Consider the following 19402-nt stretch of genomic DNA (forward strand, 5'->3'; position numbering starts at 1 on the left):
GCCCCATGGACGTGCAGAAGAAGCTCGACGAGATCGTCGCGGCCGTCGGCGGCGCCCGGTCCATGCCCATGTCCTCCTCGTGCGTGATCAATCGCGCGGAGCTGCTCGCGCAGCTCGAAGAGGTGCGCGAGGCCCTGCCCGGGTCGCTCGAACAGGCGCGGGAGCTCATCGGCGGCCGGGAGCAGATGGTCGAGGAGGCCCGCCGGGAGGCGGACCGGATCATCGAGTCGGCGCACGCCCAACGGGGCTCCCTCATCTCCGACACGGAGGTCGCGCGCCGCTCGCAGGCCGAGGCGGACCGGATCCTCGCGGACGCCCGCCGGGAGGCCGAGGAGATCCGGGCCGAGGCGGACGACTACGTCGACAGCAAGCTCGCCAACTTCGAGGTCGTGCTCAGCAAGACCATCGGCTCGGTGGACCGCGGCCGGGAGAAGCTGCTGGGACGCGGCCCGGGCCCGGCCGACGGCTACGAGGACCCCGCGGACCACGACGCCCCCGAGCCCAGCCCGGATCCGCAGGTCCGGCGCGAGCAGGCCGACGCGTACGTGGACACCAAGCTGGCGACCTTCGAGGCGGTGCTGTCCAAGACCCTGGAGGCGGTGGGGCGCGGCCGCCAGAAGCTGCTGGGGCGCGCGCCCGCGGACGACCTCGGTGCGCACATGGCGGCCCAGGACGCGGTGGGCCTCCAGCAGGGCCGCTCGTCGAGCGACGCGGACTTCCTGGCCGGTCTGGCCGAGCCGGCGGCCCCGGTGATCCCGGCCCAGGTCCAGGCGCCGGCGCCGCAGGAGCCCGTGTACGACGGCTACTCCTACCAGCAGCCGGCGGCCCACCAGCAGGACGCGTACGCCGCGTACCAGGATCCGTACGGCTACCAGCAGCAGCCCGATCCCTACGCCGGTTCCTACCAGCAGCAGCCGGACCCGTACGGGGCCTATCAGCAGCAGGTCCCGTCCTATCAGGACCAGCAGCACCAGGGCGGGCAACAGCACGAACAGCAGGTGCCCCGGCAGCCCGCGCTCGACGAGACCAGCTTCTTCGACACGAGCATGATCGACCTGAACCAGCTGCGACAGTACGAGCAGGGTCGCTAGAGGCGCTCGGGTCGCTCTCGGGGCCGGATTGGGCTCAGAGCGAGGCGGCGGGTATCCTGGCTCTTCGGTCGCGCGTATGCACCGCGATCCATGCTGCCCGTGAGCGGCAGAAACTTTGATCTTCAGCGATCTGTGAAAGCAGGAACGGCCCTGAATACCCGCCTCGACCACCACAACCCCCTCGTGTTCGACACGCACGAGCTGGGGCGGCGTCCTGGTGCCATGCAGCGGCTGTCCCGTGAGATCGCGGCACCGGCGGACCTCGGTCTCGCCGGCGTCATCGGGGTACCGGAAGGCGCCCCGCTGAAGCTCAGCCTCCGCCTGGAGTCGGTCATGGAAGGGGTGCTTGTCACAGGCACCGCCCGTGCATCGGCCGTGGGGGAGTGCGTAAGGTGTCTGGAGTCTGTCGGGCGCGAGCTCAAGGCGGACTTCCAGGAGATGTTCTCGTACCCTGACGCCGACGACCGGAGCCGCTCCAAGGCGGAACCGGCCGACGACGCCGAGGACGACGAGGACACGCTCTTCCTCGAGGACGGCTTGTTCGACCTCGAACCCCTGCTGCGCGACGTGGTGGTGCTCGCACTGCCGCTGCAGCCGGTGTGCCGAGAAGACTGTCTCGGACTGTGCCCCGATTGCGGGCTCAGCCTGAACGACGACCCGGACCACCACCATGAGGCCGTCGACATCCGTTGGGCGGCCTTGCAGGAACTCGTCGTGACCGATCAGGACGACGAGAAGGACAACATGAGCGGCACTGCATCTGACGGAGTTCAGAGCGCCGCCGAGAAGCAGGAGAAGTAGCCGTGGCTGTTCCGAAGCGGAAGATGTCGCGCAGCAACACGCGCCACCGCCGGTCGCAGTGGAAGGCTGCGGTCCCCAACCTGGTTTCGTGCGAGCGCTGCCAGGAGCCGAAGCTCCAGCACATTGCGTGCCCGAGCTGCGGCACCTACAACAAGCGCCAGGTTCTCGAGGTCTGAGCGGCTGGTGAGAGGCGCAATGTCTGAGCTGTCCAACGCTGAGAAGCAGGCAGACAGTAACAACGCGGCCTCGTCCCACGTGCTTCTGGAAGGGCGGCTCGGGTACCAACTCGAGACCGCCCTTCTGGTGCGTGCACTGACCCACCGCTCGTACGCGTACGAGAACGGCGGTCTGCCCACCAACGAGCGCCTGGAGTTCCTCGGGGACTCCGTGCTCGGCCTGGTGGTCACGGACACGTTGTACACGACCCACCCGGACCTGCCGGAAGGCCAACTGGCCAAACTGCGGGCCGCTGTGGTCAACTCGCGCGCACTTGCGGAGGTCGGGCGTGGCCTCGAACTCGGCTCCTTCATCCGGCTCGGCCGGGGCGAAGAGGGCACGGGTGGCCGGGACAAGGCCTCCATCCTCGCCGACACCCTTGAAGCGGTGATCGGCGCGGTCTACCTCGATCAGGGCCTCGACGCGGCCTCGGAGCTGGTCCACCGGCTCTTCGACCCGCTCATCGAGAAGTCCTCCAACCTCGGGGCCGGCCTGGACTGGAAGACCAGTCTCCAGGAGCTCACGGCGGCCGAAGGCCTTGGTGTACCGGAATACCTGGTCACCGAGACCGGTCCGGACCACGAGAAGACCTTCACAGCTGCCGCTCGCGTCGGTGGTGTCTCGTACGGCACCGGCACCGGCCGCAGCAAGAAGGAAGCGGAACAGCAGGCGGCCGAGTCCGCGTGGCGCGGGATCCGCGCCGCGGCGGACGAGCGGATCGCGGCGGCAGCCGCTGCCGCAGCCGCTCCGGCAGAGGTCGTGGCTCCGGCCGCGGCCGAGGACGGCGGGGCGCCGACGCCCGTCGAACCGTCGCCGGGCGCCTGACCCTTCCTTCGGGATGTTCCCCGCCCCCGCCCCTCTCCGGAGGGGCGGGGGCGGTCCCGTTCCCGGGCACCCCGAGGGCGGCCGGTAGGCTCGGCGGAGCGTCCAGCCCCGTCGCCTCCCGGAGGAACACCGTGCCCGAGCTGCCCGAAGTCGAAGTGGTGCGGCGCGGTTTGGAGCGTTGGGTGGCCGGGCGGACCATCGGGTCCGTCGAGGTACTGCACCCCCGAGCCGTACGGCGGCACCCGGGCGGCGGCGCCGACTTCGCCGCCCGCCTCACCGGGGAGACCGTCGGGGTGCCGCAGCGGCGCGGGAAGTACCTGTGGCTGCCGCTCGTGGAACGGGACCTGTCGGTGCTGGGCCACCTCGGCATGAGCGGCCAACTACTGGTGCAGCCGGTCGGCTCCCCCGACGAGAAGCACCTGCGGATCCGCGTGCGCTTCGACGACGCGACCGGCACCGAGCTGCGCTTCGTGGACCAGCGGACCTTCGGCGGGCTGTCCCTGCACGAGAACACCCCCGACGGGCTCCCCGACGTCATCGCGCACATCGCCCGCGACCCACTGGACCCGCTCTTCCCCGAAGCCGCCTACCATCTCGCGCTGCGCGCCAAGCGGACCACGGTCAAGCGGGCCCTGCTGGACCAGTCGCTCATCAGCGGGGTCGGCAACATCTACGCCGACGAGGCCCTGTGGCGCGCCCGGCTGCACTACGAGCGCCCGACCGCCACGCTCACGCGCCCCCGGAGCGCGGAACTCCTCTCCCACGTCCGTGACGTCATGAACGCCGCGCTCGCCGTCGGCGGGACCAGCTTCGACAGCCTGTACGTCAACGTGAACGGGGAATCCGGTTACTTCGACCGCTCGCTCGACGCCTACGGCCGGGAGGACGAGCCCTGCCGGCGCTGCGGGACTCCGATGCGCCGCCGGCCGTGGATGAACCGGTCGAGCTACTTCTGCCCGCGCTGTCAGCGGCCGCCGCGCTCCGCGTCGTAGGACGCCCGGGCGGTCAGCACCTGCTGCATGCTGCCCTCCAGGAAGTGGATCAGGGCGAGCAGCCGGGCGGCGACCTCGTGCCCCAGGGGTGTGAGTTCGTAGTCGACGCGGGGCGGGTTCGTGGGCTGCGCCTCGCGGTGGACTATGCCGTCGCGTTCCAGCGCGTGCAGGGTCTGGGAGAGCATCTTCTCGCTGACGCCGTCCACACGGCGACGCAACTCGTTGAAGCGACAGGCGCCGTCGCGCAGGGCGCCCACGGTCAGACTGCCCCAGCGTCCGGTGACGTGCTCCAGGGTTTCCCGAGAGGGGCAGGTGCGGGCGAAGACATCGAAAGGCAGTTCCGATGGGGGCGCGTCCGTACGAACAGGGGTCTCCATAGCGCAAGCGTACCTTCGGGTAGCGCTAACTGTCTGCTTGCGCTTTCGAAAAGTTAGTGGTTCTCTTTCCCTCGTCGTCGTCGTGCCGCGACGCGACGCATCGAGCACATCCTTGAGGGAGAACCACCATGTCCGACATCACGCCCACGCCCGTCGTCTCGGTCGCCTACCACTCGGGATACGGCCACACCGCGGTCGTCGCCGAGGCCGTCCGGGCGGGAGCCGCCGACGCCGGCGCGACCGTCCACCTCGTCAAGGTCGACGAGATCGACGACGCGCGGTGGGCGCTGCTGGACGCGTCGGACGCGATCATCTTCGGCTCCCCGACGTACATGGGCACCGCCTCGGGTGCCTTCCACGTCTTCGCCGAGGCCACCTCGAAGCGCTGGTTCGGGGACGTGTGGCAGGACAAGATCGCCGCGGGCTTCACCAACTCCGGCTCCAAGAGCGGCGACAAGATGCACACCCTGCAGTTCTTCCAGACGCTGGCCGCGCAGCACGCGATGAGCTGGGTCAACCTGGGCCTCAAGCCGGGCTGGAACTCCACCACCGGCTCCGAGTACGACCTGAACCGCCTCGGCTTCTTCTCGGGCGCGGCCGCCCAGACCAACTCCGACCAGGGCCCCGAGGCGGTCCACAAGGCGGACATCGCCACCGCCGAGCACCTCGGCCGGCGCGTCGCCGAGCACACCCGCGTGGTCCTGGCGGGCCGCGCCGCCCTCGCCGCGCGGTAGTCGGCGGGGCGAAGGTCGTCCGGGAGCAGGGCTACTAGAAGCCGAAGTCCTGGGTCCACCACGGGCCGCCGTCGGCGAAGTAGGCGCCGACGCCCAGGGTGCGGAACTCGCAGTTCAGGATGTTCGCCTTGTGGCCCGGGCTGTTCATCCAGGCCTTCATCACCGCGTCGGCGTCACCCTGGCCGCGGGCTATGTTCTCGCCGCCGAGGCCGGATATGCCCGCGTTGTCGGCCCGCTTCCACGGGGTGTTCCCGTCCGGGTCGGTGTGGTCGAAGAAGCCCCGTACGGCCATGTCCTTGCTGAACGCGCCCGCCAGCGTCGCGAGCGGCGGGTTCGCCCGGACCGGGCCACAGCCCGCCTGGGCACGCTCCTGGTTCACCAGGGTCAGGACGGCCGCCTCCTCGGCGGAGTGCCCGCCGGAGGGCGCGGGCGCCGTGGGCTTCGGCGCGGGGGCCGGAGGCTCACCGGTCGGCGCCGGCTTGGGGTCCGGCTTGGGCTCGGGCTTCGGGGCGGGGGCGGCGGGCTTCTCCGGCTCCGGCTCCGGCTTGGGCTTCACGGGCTGGGGCTTGACCGGTTCCGGCTTCACGGGCCGGGGCTTCACGGGCTGGGGCTTCACGGGCTGGGGTTTCACCGGTTCCGGCGCCTTCGTCGAGGCGGAGGGCTTCGGCGACGGGGGCTTCGGCGTGGGCTTCGGCGTGGGCGAGGCCGAGGTCGAGGGGGACGGCGGCGACGGCCGGGTCGGCGTGGCGCTGTCCGGGGCGGCGGGCGTGGAAGCGCGGCCCTGCAGACCGGCGAGGCCACCCTGCCCCTGTACCGCGTTCTCGTCACGGGCGGACGGCGAGGCCTTGGCCTCCGTCTTCGAGCCGGCGTCCGTTCCGACGTAGGGGAAGGAGTCGCCGACCGGGACGATGCCGGTCGTGACGACCGCCGTCGTGCCGAGGAGCAGGGCCACCGGGACACCCACGATGCCGATGCGGACGGCGGTGCCGCGCTTGCCGCCGCCGCGGCGCGGCGAAGCGGGGAGTTTGTGGCGTCCCATCGGCGTCGTGCCTTCCTTCAGCGATCCTTCAACGATCAATCTTTGCTCGCCCAAACGGATGAGCTCATTGGAGCGGGACTGTACGCCATGGGACCCGGGGGGCGATGTGCCGCGAATCGGACGCCCCGGTTAGCGTTCACGCATGAATGAAGAAGTCCGGCTGACCGCATGGGTGCGCGGCCGTGTACAGGGAGTGGGCTTCCGCTGGTTCACCAGGGCCAATGCTCTGGAGATCGGCGAGGTGGTCGGCTTCGCGCTCAACCTGGACGACGGTCGAGTACAGGTGGTGGCCGAAGGTCAACGTGAGAATTGCCACCGGCTGCTGGACTGGCTGCGTTCCGCCGACACGCCCGGCCGGGTGGACGGGGTGACAGAGATCTGGGGCACACCGCGCGGTGGCTACGACGGATTCGCGATCCGATGACGGATCGACTGATCATGCACTGATCAGATCTCTGGATGGTCGACACCCGGTCGGAACTGCGCATTCGTCGCGGAGCCGTTGCCGTCGGTCGCGATCCGTGGAAGGCTCGGAGATGAGGATGATCTCCGCGCCGTAGTCGAGCGCCGGGCCGCCCGCCGATACGGGGCGTGATCGTGTTGACCGTCAAACTTTTTGGTGAGACGCTGGAAGCCCCGCGCACCTGAGCTGTTTGGCAGTGTTGGCAGTAGTAAGCGCAGTGACTGTCAGTTGCTGCCGGACATCCGCGGGTGCGATTCCCTCACGACCCACACCGCTCTCGGTCGGTCACTCAGTGTGGAGGACCATCCATCATGGCAAAGGCGCTTCTCGGTTACGTCGGCGGTTCCGACCCGCGACTCCTCGCCGAGATGCGACGGCTTCAGCAGCGCGTCCAGGACCTCGAGTCCGAGCTCGGACGAATCCAGTCCGAGAACGACGCACTGAACGCGGCCGCCGCTCAGCACGGAGACTCGCTGCTCGACAGCATCGACCTCGACGTACCCCAGGCGGAGCCTGCGCTCACCTGATCCGCGCTTCACTCGTCGCTCGATTCCAGCCCCGTTTGATCTGCAAGGGACGCTCCGGCGTCCCTTCTTTCTTTCACGGCCGGCTCCTCCTCGCACCGCCGGCCCCTCACCCGCCGGCCGTCCCGCCCGGCCGCATCATTGGGCCAGGTGGGGGGGGTTGATTCCTTTGACGTCTGATCTCCCCTGCACCTTCATGGGTGAAACCGAACGTGAAAGGTAGAGTCCGGCGGCGTGCACCTCAAGTCCCTGACCCTGCGTGGCTTCAAATCATTTGCTTCCGCGACCACCCTGCGCTTCGAGCCGGGGATCACCTGTGTCGTCGGCCCGAACGGATCGGGCAAGTCCAATGTGGTGGACGCGCTGTCCTGGGTCATGGGCGAACAAGGGGCGAAGTCCCTGCGCGGCGGGAAGATGGAAGACGTCATCTTCGCCGGCACGACGGGCCGGCCGCCCCTGGGGCGCGCCGAGGTCTCGCTGACCATCGACAACTCCGACGGCGCGCTGCCGATCGAGTACGCCGAGGTCACCATCACGCGGATCATGTTCCGCGGCGGCAGCAGCGAGTACCAGATCAACGGCGACACCTGCCGGTTGCTCGACATCCAGGAGCTGCTCTCCGACTCCGGCATCGGCCGGGAGATGCACGTCATCGTCGGACAGGGCCAACTGGACTCCGTACTGCACGCCGATCCGATGGGCCGCCGCGCCTTCATCGAGGAGGCGGCCGGCGTACTGAAGCACCGCAAGCGGAAAGAGAAGGCGCTGCGGAAGCTTGACGCGATGCGGGCCAACCTCGCGCGCGTGCAGGACCTCAACGACGAACTGCGGCGACAGCTCAAGCCGCTCGGGCGCCAGGCGGCGGTGGCCCGCCGGGCCGCCGTGATCCAGGCCGACCTGCGGGACGCGCGACTGCGGCTGCTCGCCGACGACCTGGTCACCCTGAAGGGCGCGTTGGACGCGGAGATCGCGGACGAGGCGGCGCTGAAGGAACGCAAGGAGGCGGCCGAGCGGGAGCTGGCGGGCGCGCTGCGACGCGAGGCCGAGCTGGAGGAGGCGGTACGGGAACTCGCGCCCCGGCTGCAACGGGCCCAGCAGACCTGGCACGCACTCTCCCAGTCGGCCGAACGGGTGCGCGGAACCGTTTCCCTGGCGCAGGCGCGGGTCAAGAGCGCGTCGGCGCCGCCGGAGGACGAGCGGCGCGGCCGTGATCCCGAGGAGATGGAGCGCGAGGCGGCGCGGATCCGTGAGCAGGAAGCCGAACTGACGGCCGCTCTGGAGGCGGCTTCACGGGCGCTGGAGGACACGGTCGAGCACCGGGCGGAGCTGGAGCGTTCCCTGGCCGACGAGGAACGGCGGCTGCGGGACGCGGCGCGGGCCATCGCCGACCGGCGCGAGGGGTTGGCCCGACTGACCGGACGGCTCGGCGCGGCCCGGTCCAGGGCAGGCGCCGCGCAGGCGGAGATCGAACGGCTGGAGGCGGCGCGCGACGACGCCGAAGCCCGTGCGGCGCGGGCGCAGGCGGAGTACGAGGCGTTGGCCGAGGAGGTCGGAGCCCTCGACGACCCGGCCGTCGACGGGGAGCACGAGGCGGCGCGGGCCCGGCTGGCGGAATCCGAGGCAGCCCTGTCGGCGGCGCGCGAGGCGCTGACCTCGGCGGAGCGTTCCCGGGCGGCCGTGGCGGCCCGGCGGGACGCGTTGGCGCCGGCGCTGCGGCGCAAGGACGGCACGGGCAGCCTGCTCGGCGCGCGCGAACGGCTGGACGGGCTGCTCGGCCCGGCGGCCGAACGGGTGACGGTGGCGCCGGGGTACGAGGTGGCGGTCGCGGCCGCGTTGGGGGCGGCGGCCGACGCGCTCGCCGTGACCTCGGCGGGGGTGGCGGCCGATGCCATTCGGCACCTGAGGGACACGGACGCGGGGCGGGTCACCTTCCTGATCGCCCCGGAGTTCGCGACCGTCCTGCCCGGTCAGGCCGTGGATCCGGAAGGCCGGCCGTCGGGTGAGGGGAGCCTGCCGGGCCAGAGCGCCGGCCCGGGCGCGCACGCCGTCCAGGCGCCGGCGCCCGGGCCGGCTACGGTGCCCGCTTCGGCTTCGGCCCCGGCTGCGCTGTCCGTTCCGGTGGCGGAGCGCCCCGCCCCGGCCGCCGCTCACGTGCCCGCTCCGACCGCTCCGCAGTCCGTGCCGGCCTCGACCGCGGCCGGATCGCGCACGCTCGGGGTACCGGCCGGGAGCCTGGTGGCGGGAGACCCCGGCGTGGTCCGGGCCGTGGCCTGGGCCCTGCGGGAGTACGTCGTCGTCGCGACCCTGGACGAGGCCGAGGCGCTGGTGGCCGAGCGGGCCGACCTGGTGGCGGTGACCGCCGACGGGGACGTTCTGGGGGCACATCTCGCGCACGGCGGTTCCGCCGGGGCGCCGAGCCTCATCGAGGTACGGGCCGCCGTGGACGAGGCCGCGGCCGAGCTGGCGCGGTTGGAGGAGGAGTGCGTCGGGCTGGCCGGCGCCAAGGAGAGCGCCCACGCCGACCGGCAGGAGGCGGTCCGGCTCGTCGAGGAGCTGGCCGAGCGGCGCCGGGAGGGCGAGCGGGCCCGGGCCGGGGTCGCGCAGCAACTGGGCCGGCTCGCGGGACAGGCGAAGGGCGCGGCGGGCGAGGCCGAACGGAGCGTCGCTGCCGCGACCGTGGCGCAGGGCGCGCTGGAGCAGGCGCGCATCGAGGTGGAGGAGTGCGCGGAACGGCTCGCCGTCGCCGAGGAGATGCCGGTGGACGAGGAGCCGGACACCTCGGCGAGGGACCGGCTCGCCGCCGACGGGGCCAACGCCCGACAGACCGAGATGGAGGCGCGGCTCCAGCTCAGGACACACGAGGAACGGGTCAAGGGGCTGGCCGGCCGGGCGGAAGCGCTCGACCGCGGCGCCAGGGCCGAGCGCGAGGCCAGGGCCCGTGCCGAACGGCGCCGGCAGCGGCTGGCCCACGAGGCCGAGGTGGGCCGGGCGGTGGCCGACGGAGCGCGACAGCTCCTGGCCCATCTGGAGGTGTCGATCGGTCGGGCCGAGGCGGAGCGCGCGGGCGCCGAGCAGGCCAAGGGGGTGCGCGAACGGGAGCTCGCCGAGGCCCGCGGCCGGGGCCGCGACCTCAAGGGGGAGCTCGACAAGCTGACCGACTCCGTGCACCGGGGCGAGGTGCTCGGAGCCGAGAAGCGGTTGCGGATCGAGCAGGTCGAGGGCCGCGCCCTGGAGGAGTTCGGGGTGGAGGCCGCCGGGCTGGTGGCCGAGTACGGCCCCGACCAGCCGGTGCCGCCGTCGCCGGCCGCCGAGGGCGAGGAGCTGCCGGAGGACCCGGAGCACCCGCGGAACCGGCCGGGACCGTACGTCCGGGCGCAGCAGGAGAAGCGGCTCAAGGCGGCGGAACGCGCCTACCAGCAGTTGGGGAAGGTCAATCCGCTGGCGCTGGAGGAGTTCGCGGCGCTGGAGGAGCGGCACAGGTTCCTCAGCGAGCAACTGGAGGACCTGCGCAAGACGAGGGCCGATCTGCTCCAGGTCGTGAAGGAGGTCGACCAGCGGGTCGAGGAGGTGTTCACGGAGGCCTACCGGGACACGGCGCGTCAGTTCGAGGGGGTGTTCTCGCGGCTGTTCCCCGGCGGCGAGGGCCGGTTGATCCTCACGGACCCCGACAACATGCTGACCACCGGCGTGGACGTCGAGGCGCGCCCGCCGGGCAAGAAGGTCAAGAGGCTGTCGCTGCTGTCGGGCGGCGAGCGTTCGCTGACCGCGGTCGCGTTGCTGGTGTCCATCTTCAAGGCCCGACCCAGTCCGTTCTACGTCATGGACGAGGTCGAGGCGGCCCTGGACGACACCAACCTACAGCGGCTGATTCGGATCATGGAGGAGCTCCAGGAGAGCTCGCAGCTGATCGTGATCACGCATCAGAAACGCACGATGGAGGTCGCCGATGCCCTGTACGGCGTCTCCATGCAGGGAGATGGAGTGTCCAAAGTGATCAGCCAGAGGCTCCGCTAGACACCTTCATCATTCAATAGGTGAACGCAAAGCCTTCGCGGTTCACTCGTTCGTTGGCATTCATCTGCGTGAAACGGGTTCTTCATCTTCTATTGACTTCAGGAAGTGAAGTCATAAGCTCTCCTCTGTCGCCTTGATGTTCAGGTGGTGGTGCACTGTTTGATGTGCCCCACTGGAGGAACACGATCAGGCGACGACACGAGTACCAACACCCCCCACGCTGCCCGCCGTCGGCGCCGGGCCCAGGAGCGCACCTTGACCAGCACAGCGAACGCACCCGCGGCAGGCGGGGGAGGCGCGGGCCACCCCGACCACCTCGGGCACGTCATCTTCATCACCGCAGCCGCCGCCATGGGTGGCTTCCTCTTCGGTTACGACAGTTCCGTCATCAACGGCGCCGTCGAGGCCATTCGGGACCGCTTCGACGTCGGCTCCGCGGTGCTCGCCCAGGTGATCGCCGCCGCGCTGATCGGCTGCGCCTTCGGCGCCGCCACCGCCGGCCGCCTCGCCGACCGGATCGGCCGCATCCGCTGCATGCAGATCGCGGCCGTCCTCTTCACCGCGAGCGCCCTCGGTTCGGCCCTGCCCTTCGCCCTCTGGGACCTCGCCATGTGGCGCGTCATCGGAGGCTTCGGCATCGGCATGGCCTCCGTGATCGGCCCCGCCTACATCGCCGAGGTCTCCCCGCCCGCCTACCGCGGCCGGCTCGCCTCGTTCCAGCAGGCGGCGATCGTCATCGGCATCGCCGTCTCACAGCTGGTCAACTGGGGCATCCTCAACCTCGCCGGCGGAGACCAGCGCGGAGAGATCGGCGGCCTGGAGGCCTGGCAGTGGATGCTGGGCGTCATGGTCATCCCGGCCGTGCTCTACGGCGCGCTGTCCTTCGTCATCCCGGAGTCCCCGCGCTTCCTCGTCTCGGTCGGCCGCATGGAGAAGGCCAAGACCGTCCTGCGCGAGGTCGAGGGCGACCGCATCGACGCCGACGCCCGCGTCCGCGAGATCGACAGCGCCATCCACTCGGAGCACAAGTCGACCTTCAAGGACCTGCTCGGCGGCCGCTTCGGCTTCCTGCCGATCGTCTGGATCGGTATCGGCCTCTCCGTCTTCCAGCAGCTCGTCGGCATCAACGTGATCTTCTACTACAGCTCCTCGCTGTGGCAGTCGGTCGGCATCGACGCGAGCTCCTCGTTCCTGTACTCCTTCGAGACGTCCGTCGTGAACATCATCGGTACGGTGATCGCGATGCTGCTGGTCGACCGGATCGGCCGCAAGCCGCTCGCCCTCATCGGCTCCGTGGGCATGACGATCTCCCTCTCGCTCGCCGCCTGGGCCTTCTCCTTCCGGTCCGGCAGCGGGGACGACATCACCCTGCCGCACGCCCAGGGCCTGGTGGCCCTGATCGCCGCCAACTTCTTCGTCCTCTTCTTCGCCCTGTCCTGGGGCGTGGTGGTCTGGGTGCTGCTCGGCGAGATGTTCCCGGGCCGCATCCGCGCCGCCGCCCTCGGTGTGGCGGCAGCCGCCCAGTGGATCGCCAACTGGGTCATCACGGTCACGTTCCCGTCGCTGTCGGACTGGAACCTGTCCGGCGCCTACGTCATCTACGCGTGCTTCGCCCTGCTCTCGATCCCGTTCATCCTCAAGTGGGTGCCGGAGACCAAGGGCAAGGCGTTGGAGGAGATGGGGTAACCACCCCCGCCAACACCCCCTCTCCTCTTCCGACAGGTACTGCCCCCGCTCAGCTCTTGAGCCGGGGCAGTACCTGTTCGCACAGCAACTGCAGGCTGCGCCACCCCTCGTCGACGGGCATCCCGCCGCACAGTGGGTGCAGCACCAGGTTGCCCGCCTCGCCGGCGGCTCGGGCGTGGGCGACCGCCTCGTCCGGGGTGAGGATCCGGTACACACCCTCCGCGCGCAGCTCGGACACCGAGTGCGCGCCCGACCGCACGGCGCTGACGATGTCCTTGGACTGCCAGGACGCGTACATCCCGGCCTCGTGCAGGAAGTGCTCCCCGTACTCGGCCCAGGCCCGGTCGGGATCCTCCGAGATGTGCAGCAGCGGCGTCTGCGCGGCGGGCATCATGCAGAAGCCCTCCGTGCCGTGCTCCGCGAGCTGTTCCTGGTAGTACGCCTCCAACTCCGGCAGGTGGGCGCTCGGGAAGAAGGGCAGCCCCAGCCGGGCCGCGCGCCGCGCCGCCGCCCGTGAACTGCCTCCGACCAGCAGCAGCGGGTGCGGCCGGGTGAACGGCCGCGGGGTGACCCGTACGGTCCGGCCGCGGAAGGAGAACGGCTCGCCGGTCCACGCCTTCAACAGGGTCTCCAGCAGCTCGTCCTGGAGCCTGCCGCGCCGGCCCCACTCCACGCCGTGCTGCTCGTACTCCTCGGGTCGGTACCCGATGCCGGCGACGGTGACCAGGCGGCCGCCGCTCAGCAGGTCGAGCACGGCGATGTCCTCGGCCACCTTCAAGGGGTCGTGGAGCGGGCCGATGATCGCGGAGACGGTGACCGCGATACGGCGCGTGGCGCCGAAGACCGCGCCCGCGAAGAGGAAGGGCGAGGGCATCCAGTTGTTCCCGGTGCCGTGGTGTTCCTCGGTCTGGACGGTGTCGATCCCGCGGTCGTCCGCGTACTTCGCCATCTCCAGCGCGGCCCTGTACCGGGCGGAGAGGGATTCCGGGGTGCCGTTCGGGTCGACGAGGTTGAAGCGGGCCACGGTGATGGGCATGGAGAAGTCCCCCTTCGCCGGATGTGGTGGGCGGGCGAAGGGGGACGGTAGCTGACGTTGCGTCAGTTGCCCAGGGTTCCGGCGGGCACCGGCTCCTCGGCCTCGACCGGCGCGGACCGCGGCGCCGCGGTGCGGGGCAGGACGGCGTACAGCACGCCCGACGTGAGGATGCCCGCGACCCAGCCCAGACCGTTCTGCCCGATCCAGGTCGAGGCGAGCGGGCCGCTGAACCAGTCCACCTTCGTGAACAGCAGCCCCACCACCAGGGCCACGCCCCAGGCCGTCATCGCCTGCCAGGCATAGCCGCCCTTGTACCAGTAGGCGCTGCCGGCCGTGGTGTCCAGCAGCGCGCGCCCGTCGTAGGACTTGCGCCGCAACATGTCCACGCCGAAGACGCCGATCCACGCGGAGAAGGCCACGGCCAGCAGCGTCAGGAAGGAGATGAAGGAGCCGAAGAAGCTCGTCGCGACGACCATCAGCAGGAACCCGAAGACCAGACTGATGACCGCGTTGACGCTGACGGCCCAGGCGCGCGGGACCTTGATGCCGAGGGTCTGCGCCGTGAAGCCCGCCGAGTACATCGACATCGAGTTGATCAGCAGCATGCCGACCACCGCGATGAGCAGGTAGGGGACCGCGATCCAGATCGGCAGCAGCTCGCCGATGAAGGAGACCGGGTCCTGCGCGGAGGCCAGGTCGGGGGTGCCGACGGCCATCACCGCACCCATCAGCACCATGGGCAGGACCACGATCCCCGCGCCGCCGATCGTCGCGCCGACCATGGCCTTCGAGGACGCGGTCCGCGGCAGGTAGCGGGTGAAGTCCGGGCCCGACGGAACCCAGCTGATGCCGCCGGCGGCGATCGTGCCGATGCCCGCGATCATCATCGCGGTGGATCCGGCGGGCTTGTCGAGTACCGCCGCCCAGTCGGTGTCGAACACCAGGTAGCCGAGGACGAGCACGCTGAACGCCCCGAACAGGTACGTCGACCACTTCGAGCACACGCGCAGCGCGTTGATGCCGAGACCGGAGACCACGAAGGTGCAGCCCACGAAGAAGAGCAGGGTGACGACGATCAGCGCGGTGTTGCTCTTGATCCCGAAGACCAGGTCGAGGACGGTCAGCACGGCGTAGGCGCCGCTGACCGCGTTGATGGTCTCCCAGCCCCAGCGGGCCACCCAGATCAGCGCGCCGGGGAACAGGTTGCCGCGCTGCCCGAAGACGGCCCGCGAGAGCGCCATGCCGGGAGCCCCGCCGCGCTTGCCGGCGATGGATATCAGGCCGACGATCCCGTACGAGAGGACGGGCGCGGCGATGGCGACGACGAGGACCTGCCAGATGTTGAGCTTGTTGAAGATCACGAGCCCCGCGCCCATGGTCAACAGCAGCACGCTGATGTTGGCGGCGACCCAGGTCGGGACCAGTTCGCGGACCCGGCCGCCGCGTTCGTCGTCCGGTACGGGTTCCAGTCCGCGGGTCTCGACCGCAGTCTCCTGGGCGGTCTCCGTCGCACCGGCAGTGGGCTTGGCAGGCATGCACTACTCCGTGGGGATGTGGGGGGAGTGGTACATCATCGTAGTTTCGCCGCGAAAATCACAAATAGCGGAGTAATGCCCGGTGGGGAGCGCCGAAGGGCTCGCCGGCGAGCGCCGCACCGCATCCGGCCACGCTCCGCGCCGCCGCCCGCGCGGGTCCGCCCGCGCCGCGCGCCGTGGCCGATACTGGTGGGGTTATGGACATCCTCATTCTCGCTGTAGTCATCGCCCTGGTCGCGGTCGGCGTGGTCAGCGGGCTCGTGGTCGGCAGCCGCAAGAAGAAGCAGCTGCCCCCCACGGCACCGCCCGGCCCGCCGACCATCACTGCCCCGCCCGCCGAACCGCAGGTGGGGGAGGACGCCGCCCCCACGGCGGAAGAGCCGCGCCGCACGATCGAGGAGGTGACCCTTCCCGAGGCGGAGGCGGCCACCGATTCCCCGGTCGCCGTCGAGGACCCCGTGGTCGCGGCACCCGAGATCGAGGTGCCCGAGCCCACCGCCGGCCGCCTGGTCCGGCTGCGCGCACGGCTCTCCCGCTCGCAGAACTCGCTCGGCAAGGGACTGCTCACGCTGCTCTCCCGCGAGCACCTCGACGAGGACACCTGGGAGGAGGTCGAAGAGACCCTCCTGATCGCCGACGTCGGCGTCGTGCCGACCCAGGAGCTGGTGGACCGGCTCCGCGAGCGGGTCAAGGTGCTCGGCACCCGCACCCCCGCCGACCTGCGCACCCTCCTGAAGGAGGAGCTGCTGACCCTGGTCGGCACCGACTTCGACCGCGCCGTCAAGACCGAGAGCGGCGTCGACACCCCGGCCGTCGTGATGGTCGTCGGCGTCAACGGCACCGGCAAGACCACCACCACCGGCAAGCTGGCCCGCGTCCTCGTCGCCGACGGCCGCAGCGTCGTGCTCGGCGCGGCGGACACCTTCCGTGCCGCCGCCGCCGACCAGCTCCAGACCTGGGGGGACCGGGTCGGCGCCCGGACCGTCCGCGGCCCCGAGGGCGGCGACCCGGCGTCGATCGCCTACGACGCCGTCAAGGAGGGCATCGCCGAGGGGGCGGACGTCGTACTGATCGACACCGCCGGTCGGCTGCACACCAAGACCGGGCTCATGGACGAGCTCGGCAAGGTCAAGCGCGTCGTGGAGAAGCACGGCCCGCTCGACGAGGTCCTGCTCGTGCTGGACGCCACCACCGGCCAGAACGGCCTGACCCAGGCGCGCGTCTTCGCCGAGGTCGTGGACATCACCGGCATCGTGCTGACCAAGCTCGACGGGACCGCCAAGGGCGGCATCGTCGTCGCCGTCCAGCGCGAGCTGGGTGTCCCGGTCAAGCTCATCGGTCTCGGCGAGGGACCGGACGACCTGGCCCCCTTCGAGCCGGAGGCGTTCGTGGACGCCCTGATCGGCGACTGAGCGACCCGCTCCGCGCCCTCGCCGCCGTACGCGTGACAGTGCCCCCGCATCCGACCGGACGCGGGGGCACTGTCGCGCGTACGGGCTTCAGCGCCTCAGGCGGTGGCAGATGTACGCGAGCGTCCCCAGCAGCAGCCGGGCCTGCGGCGGCCCGCCCGCGCAGTCGAGCGCGGGCGGCCGCAGCCAGCCGGCCGGTCCGAGCCCCGCGCGGTCGGAGGGCGGGGCGGTGAGGAAGGCTCCGTGGCCCAGGGCCCGCAGGTCGAGATCGGCGTCGTCCCAGCCCATCCGGTACAGCAACTGCGGCAGCTCGGCGGCGGCCCCGGGAGCGACGAAGAACTGGGCCCGGTCGTCCGGGGTGACGGTGACCGGGCCCAGCGGGAGCCCCATCCGCTCCAGTCGGACCAGCGCGCGCCGCCCGGCCTCCGCGGAGACCTCGATGACGTCGAAGGACCGACCGACGGGGAGCATGATCGCGGCGCCGGGGTACTCGCCCCAGATCTCGGTGACCTCGTCGAGGGTGGCGCCCGCCGGGACGGTGGGTGCGAAGTCCAGCGGATGCGCCCCGGGCGCACCGCAATTCGTATGACCGCAGGAACACTCGGCGGCGGGCGCCGCCGCCCGGGCGCCGGGGACCGTCTCCCAGCCCCACAGGCCGGTGTACTCCGCCACCGTCGTGCACTCCGAGGTCCGGCCGCGGCGCCGAGCGCCGGAAAGGAACTCCTTGGTGCCGCGGCTGCCGCCGATCGTGAAGCCCATGCCCATGCCCCCTCCAACGGGTCGAACGCGTCGGTGGTTACGACGAAGGCGAGACCTCCTGTGGGCCGGCCCCGGGAGCCGCTCCGGGAGGGGGTCGCCCGGCGCACTCCTCGCCGCGCGCGCCCCCAGTGCACTCCCGTCCAACCATTCCGTTTCGCCTGCCTGTCAAGTGAATCGCGCCTGGCTGGTGGCGACTTCATTCGAAGGGGTGGCGAATGGTGGCGTTTCTGGAATCGACCTCGCGGTGGGGGTGATCGTAGGATTACTTTCGGTACACGAGCCCGGAGGGCAGGCCCGTTCGTGGGTATGCCGGAGGCAAAGCGTGAAGGACCTGTGAAGGTCCCCGGTCGCGCCTGCGCTCCGAGCCAGGGTTTCGTGATGAGGATGCTGAACGGATGGGGGCGTTCCTGTGAGCGGCAACGGCGCAAGCGGAACGAGCGAGTCGTCGGAGGCTGCCGATCGCAATGAGCAGCTGACCTCCTGGTTCGTCCGCAGTGGCTGGTCCAAGGGCGAACTGGCCCGCCAGGTCAACCGCCGGGCCCGCCAGATGGGCGCCCACCACATCAGCACCGACACCTCGCGCGTCCGCCGCTGGCTCGACGGCGAGCAACCCCGCGAACCCGTCCCGCGCATCCTCTCGGAGCTGTTCTCCGAGCGCTTCGGCTCCGTCGTCGCCATCGAGCAGCTCGGCCTGCGCACCGCCCACCAGACGCCCTCCGTGTCCGGCGTGGACCTGCCCTGGGCCGGCCCGCAGACCGTGGAGCTGCTCAGCGAGTTCTCCCGCAGCGACCTGATGCTGGCGCGCCGGGGCTTCCTCGGCACCTCGCTCGCCCTCTCCGCCGGCCCCGCGCTCATCGAGCCCATGCAGCGCTGGCTCGTCCCGGTCCCGGCCGCCGACCCCGGATCGCGTACCGGGGGCGGCTCGACGGGCGGCCACCGGCCGCCCCGGCTGTCCGAACCGGAACTCGACCTGCTCGAGGCCACCACCGTGATGTTCCGCCAGTGGGACGCCCAGTGCGGCGGCGGGCTGCGCCGCAAGGCCGTCGTGGGCCAGCTGCACGAGGTCACCGACCTGCTCCAGGAGAACCACCCCGCCCCGATCATGAAGCGGCTCTTCAAGGTCGCCGCCGAGCTCGCCGAGCTCGCCGGCTGGATGAGCTACGACATCGGCCTGCACCCCACCGCGCAGAAGTACTTCGTCCTCGCCCTGCACGCCGCCAAGGAGGGCGGGGACAAGCCGCTCGGCTCGTACATCCTCTCCGGCATGAGCCGCCAGATGATCCACCTCGGGCGCCCCGACGACGCCCTGGAACTCATCCACCTCGCGCAGTACGGCAGCCGCGACTGCGCCGGTCCCCGGACCCAGGCCATGCTGTATGCGATGGAGGCCCGCGCCTACGCCAACATGGGCCAGCCCAGCCGCTGCAAGCGCGCCGTGCGGATGGCCGAGGACACCTTCTCCGACGTCGCCTTCGACGGCGAGCCCGAGCCCGACTGGATCCGCTTCTTCTCCGAGGCCGAGCTGAACGGCGAGAACTCCCACTCGTACCGGGACCTCGCCTACGTCGCCGGCCGCAGCCCCACCTACGCCTCCCTCGCCGAACCCGTCATGGCGCGGGCCGTGGAGCTGTTCGCCAAGGACGACGAACACCAGCGCTCGTACGCCCTGAACCTCGTCGGGATGGCCACCGTGCACCTGCTCCGGCGTGAGCCCGAGCAGGCGGCCGGCCTCGTCGACCAAGCCCTGGACGTGGCGCGAAAGGTGCGGTCCGAACGGGTGAACACGCGGCTCCGCAAGACCGTCGACCAAGCCGCGCGCGAGTACGGCGACGTAGCCGAGGTGGTCCGACTGACGGACGTCCTCGCCGCCCGGCTCCCCGAGGCCGCGGAGGCCGTCTGAC

Annotated in this window: 17 protein-coding genes; 12 read left to right on the forward strand and 5 right to left on the reverse strand. The window is 71.0% G+C overall.

Annotated features, from left to right (window positions below; translation table 11 throughout):
- Window positions 1–5 precede the first annotated feature (5 nt).
- The 5 genes from ADK55_RS01295 to mutM all read left to right on the forward strand — a co-directional run bounded on the left by ADK55_RS01295 (window position 6) and on the right by mutM (window position 3925).
- Complete coding sequence (locus ADK55_RS01295) at window positions 6–1091, forward strand: DivIVA domain-containing protein (protein ID WP_053675090.1); 1086 nt, start codon at window positions 6–8, stop codon at window positions 1089–1091.
- Between the two features lie 99 nt (window positions 1092–1190).
- Window positions 1191–1892 (forward strand): YceD family protein, encoded by a 702-nt coding sequence (locus ADK55_RS01300; RefSeq protein ID WP_371591454.1) that lies wholly within the window; start codon window positions 1191–1193, stop codon window positions 1890–1892.
- Between the two features lie 2 nt (window positions 1893–1894).
- A complete protein-coding gene (gene rpmF / locus ADK55_RS01305; protein ID WP_053675094.1) occupies window positions 1895–2068 on the forward strand; it encodes a 50S ribosomal protein L32 in 174 nt (57 codons plus the stop codon).
- A gap of 19 nt (window positions 2069–2087) precedes the next feature.
- Complete coding sequence (rnc, locus tag ADK55_RS01310) at window positions 2088–2933, forward strand: ribonuclease III (RefSeq protein WP_053675096.1); 846 nt, start codon at window positions 2088–2090, stop codon at window positions 2931–2933.
- A gap of 131 nt (window positions 2934–3064) precedes the next feature.
- Window positions 3065–3925, forward strand: a complete 861-nt coding sequence (mutM, locus tag ADK55_RS01315) for a bifunctional DNA-formamidopyrimidine glycosylase/DNA-(apurinic or apyrimidinic site) lyase (protein WP_053675098.1) — start codon at window positions 3065–3067, stop codon at window positions 3923–3925.
- Here the strand turns inward: mutM and ADK55_RS01320 are convergent.
- Window positions 3898–4302, reverse strand: coding sequence for a winged helix-turn-helix transcriptional regulator (locus ADK55_RS01320; RefSeq protein WP_053675101.1), 405 nt, complete (start codon window positions 4300–4302; stop codon window positions 3898–3900). The two genes, mutM and ADK55_RS01320, sit on opposite strands and share 28 nt — an antisense overlap.
- 128 nt (window positions 4303–4430) lie before the next feature.
- Here ADK55_RS01320 and ADK55_RS01325 point away from each other — a divergent pair, with 128 nt between their 5' ends.
- The gene (locus ADK55_RS01325) at window positions 4431–5036 is read left to right on the forward strand and encodes a flavodoxin family protein (RefSeq protein WP_053675103.1); all 606 of its coding nucleotides are present in this window, start codon (window positions 4431–4433) and stop codon (window positions 5034–5036) included.
- A 34-nt stretch (window positions 5037–5070) separates the two neighbouring features.
- Here ADK55_RS01325 and ADK55_RS01330 read toward each other — a convergent pair whose 3' ends face one another.
- Entirely contained in the window at window positions 5071–6075 is a 1005-nt protein-coding gene (locus ADK55_RS01330; protein ID WP_053675105.1) for a CAP domain-containing protein, read from the reverse strand.
- Between the two features lie 142 nt (window positions 6076–6217).
- Between ADK55_RS01330 and ADK55_RS01335 the strand changes: the two genes are divergently transcribed.
- From ADK55_RS01335 to ADK55_RS01350, 4 genes are all read left to right on the forward strand, one after another.
- A complete protein-coding gene (locus ADK55_RS01335; RefSeq protein ID WP_053675108.1) occupies window positions 6218–6499 on the forward strand; it encodes an acylphosphatase in 282 nt (93 codons plus the stop codon).
- Window positions 6500–6849: 350 nt separating this feature from the next.
- A complete protein-coding gene (locus tag ADK55_RS01340; protein WP_030227372.1) occupies window positions 6850–7065 on the forward strand; it encodes a hypothetical protein in 216 nt (71 codons plus the stop codon).
- Window positions 7066–7296: 231 nt separating this feature from the next.
- Window positions 7297–11076 carry an AAA family ATPase gene (locus ADK55_RS01345; protein ID WP_053675110.1) on the forward strand — a complete coding sequence of 1260 codons (3780 nt, stop codon included), beginning with the start codon at window positions 7297–7299 and terminating at the stop codon, window positions 11074–11076.
- Window positions 11077–11331: 255 nt separating this feature from the next.
- Window positions 11332–12762: a sugar porter family MFS transporter gene (locus ADK55_RS01350; RefSeq protein WP_053675113.1), complete on the forward strand. Its 1431-nt coding sequence runs from the start codon at window positions 11332–11334 to the stop codon at window positions 12760–12762.
- A gap of 49 nt (window positions 12763–12811) precedes the next feature.
- Here the strand turns inward: ADK55_RS01350 and ADK55_RS01355 are convergent, their stop codons facing one another.
- Window positions 12812–13798, reverse strand: a complete 987-nt coding sequence (locus tag ADK55_RS01355) for an LLM class flavin-dependent oxidoreductase (RefSeq protein ID WP_053675115.1) — start codon at window positions 13796–13798, stop codon at window positions 12812–12814.
- A gap of 62 nt (window positions 13799–13860) precedes the next feature.
- Window positions 13861–15333, reverse strand: a complete 1473-nt coding sequence (locus ADK55_RS01360; RefSeq protein ID WP_053675116.1) for a cytosine permease — start codon at window positions 15331–15333, stop codon at window positions 13861–13863.
- Between the two features lie 197 nt (window positions 15334–15530).
- Here ADK55_RS01360 and ftsY point away from each other — a divergent pair, with 197 nt between their 5' ends.
- A complete protein-coding gene (gene ftsY / locus ADK55_RS01365; protein ID WP_053675118.1) occupies window positions 15531–16745 on the forward strand; it encodes a signal recognition particle-docking protein FtsY in 1215 nt (404 codons plus the stop codon).
- A gap of 87 nt (window positions 16746–16832) precedes the next feature.
- On the opposite strand, the gene ADK55_RS01370 is transcribed toward ftsY, so the two are convergent.
- Window positions 16833–17501, reverse strand: a complete 669-nt coding sequence (locus ADK55_RS01370) for a bifunctional DNA primase/polymerase (protein ID WP_053675268.1) — start codon at window positions 17499–17501, stop codon at window positions 16833–16835.
- A gap of 409 nt (window positions 17502–17910) precedes the next feature.
- On the opposite strand from ADK55_RS01370, the gene ADK55_RS01375 reads away from it, so the two are divergent.
- Window positions 17911–19401 (forward strand): hypothetical protein, encoded by a 1491-nt coding sequence (locus tag ADK55_RS01375; protein WP_053675120.1) that lies wholly within the window; start codon window positions 17911–17913, stop codon window positions 19399–19401.
- Window position 19402: the final 1 nt, after the last annotated feature.

This window comes from Streptomyces sp. WM4235, from assembly GCF_001279725.1.
In the GTDB taxonomy this organism is placed as follows: domain Bacteria; phylum Actinomycetota; class Actinomycetes; order Streptomycetales; family Streptomycetaceae; genus Streptomyces.

Bases quoted from the DNA above. Each gene is read 5' to 3' on its own strand.
- ADK55_RS01335 (WP_053675108.1), top strand. From the start codon at position 6,218: ATGAATGAAGAAGTCCGGCTGACCGCATGGGTGCGCGGCCGTGTACAG.
- ADK55_RS01325 (WP_053675103.1), top strand. From the start codon at position 4,431: ATGTCCGACATCACGCCCACGCCCGTCGTCTCGGTCGCCTACCACTCG.
- ftsY (WP_053675118.1), top strand. From the start codon at position 15,531: ATGGACATCCTCATTCTCGCTGTAGTCATCGCCCTGGTCGCGGTCGGC.
- ADK55_RS01370 (WP_053675268.1), bottom strand. From the start codon at position 17,501: ATGGGCTTCACGATCGGCGGCAGCCGCGGCACCAAGGAGTTCCTTTCC.
- ADK55_RS01320 (WP_053675101.1), bottom strand. From the start codon at position 4,302: ATGGAGACCCCTGTTCGTACGGACGCGCCCCCATCGGAACTGCCTTTC.
- ADK55_RS01340 (WP_030227372.1), top strand. From the start codon at position 6,850: ATGGCAAAGGCGCTTCTCGGTTACGTCGGCGGTTCCGACCCGCGACTC.
- ADK55_RS01355 (WP_053675115.1), bottom strand. From the start codon at position 13,798: ATGCCCATCACCGTGGCCCGCTTCAACCTCGTCGACCCGAACGGCACC.
- ADK55_RS01360 (WP_053675116.1), bottom strand. From the start codon at position 15,333: ATGCCTGCCAAGCCCACTGCCGGTGCGACGGAGACCGCCCAGGAGACT.
- rnc (WP_053675096.1), top strand. From the start codon at position 2,088: ATGTCTGAGCTGTCCAACGCTGAGAAGCAGGCAGACAGTAACAACGCG.
- ADK55_RS01330 (WP_053675105.1), bottom strand. From the start codon at position 6,075: ATGGGACGCCACAAACTCCCCGCTTCGCCGCGCCGCGGCGGCGGCAAG.
- ADK55_RS01295 (WP_053675090.1), top strand. From the start codon at position 6: ATGGACGTGCAGAAGAAGCTCGACGAGATCGTCGCGGCCGTCGGCGGC.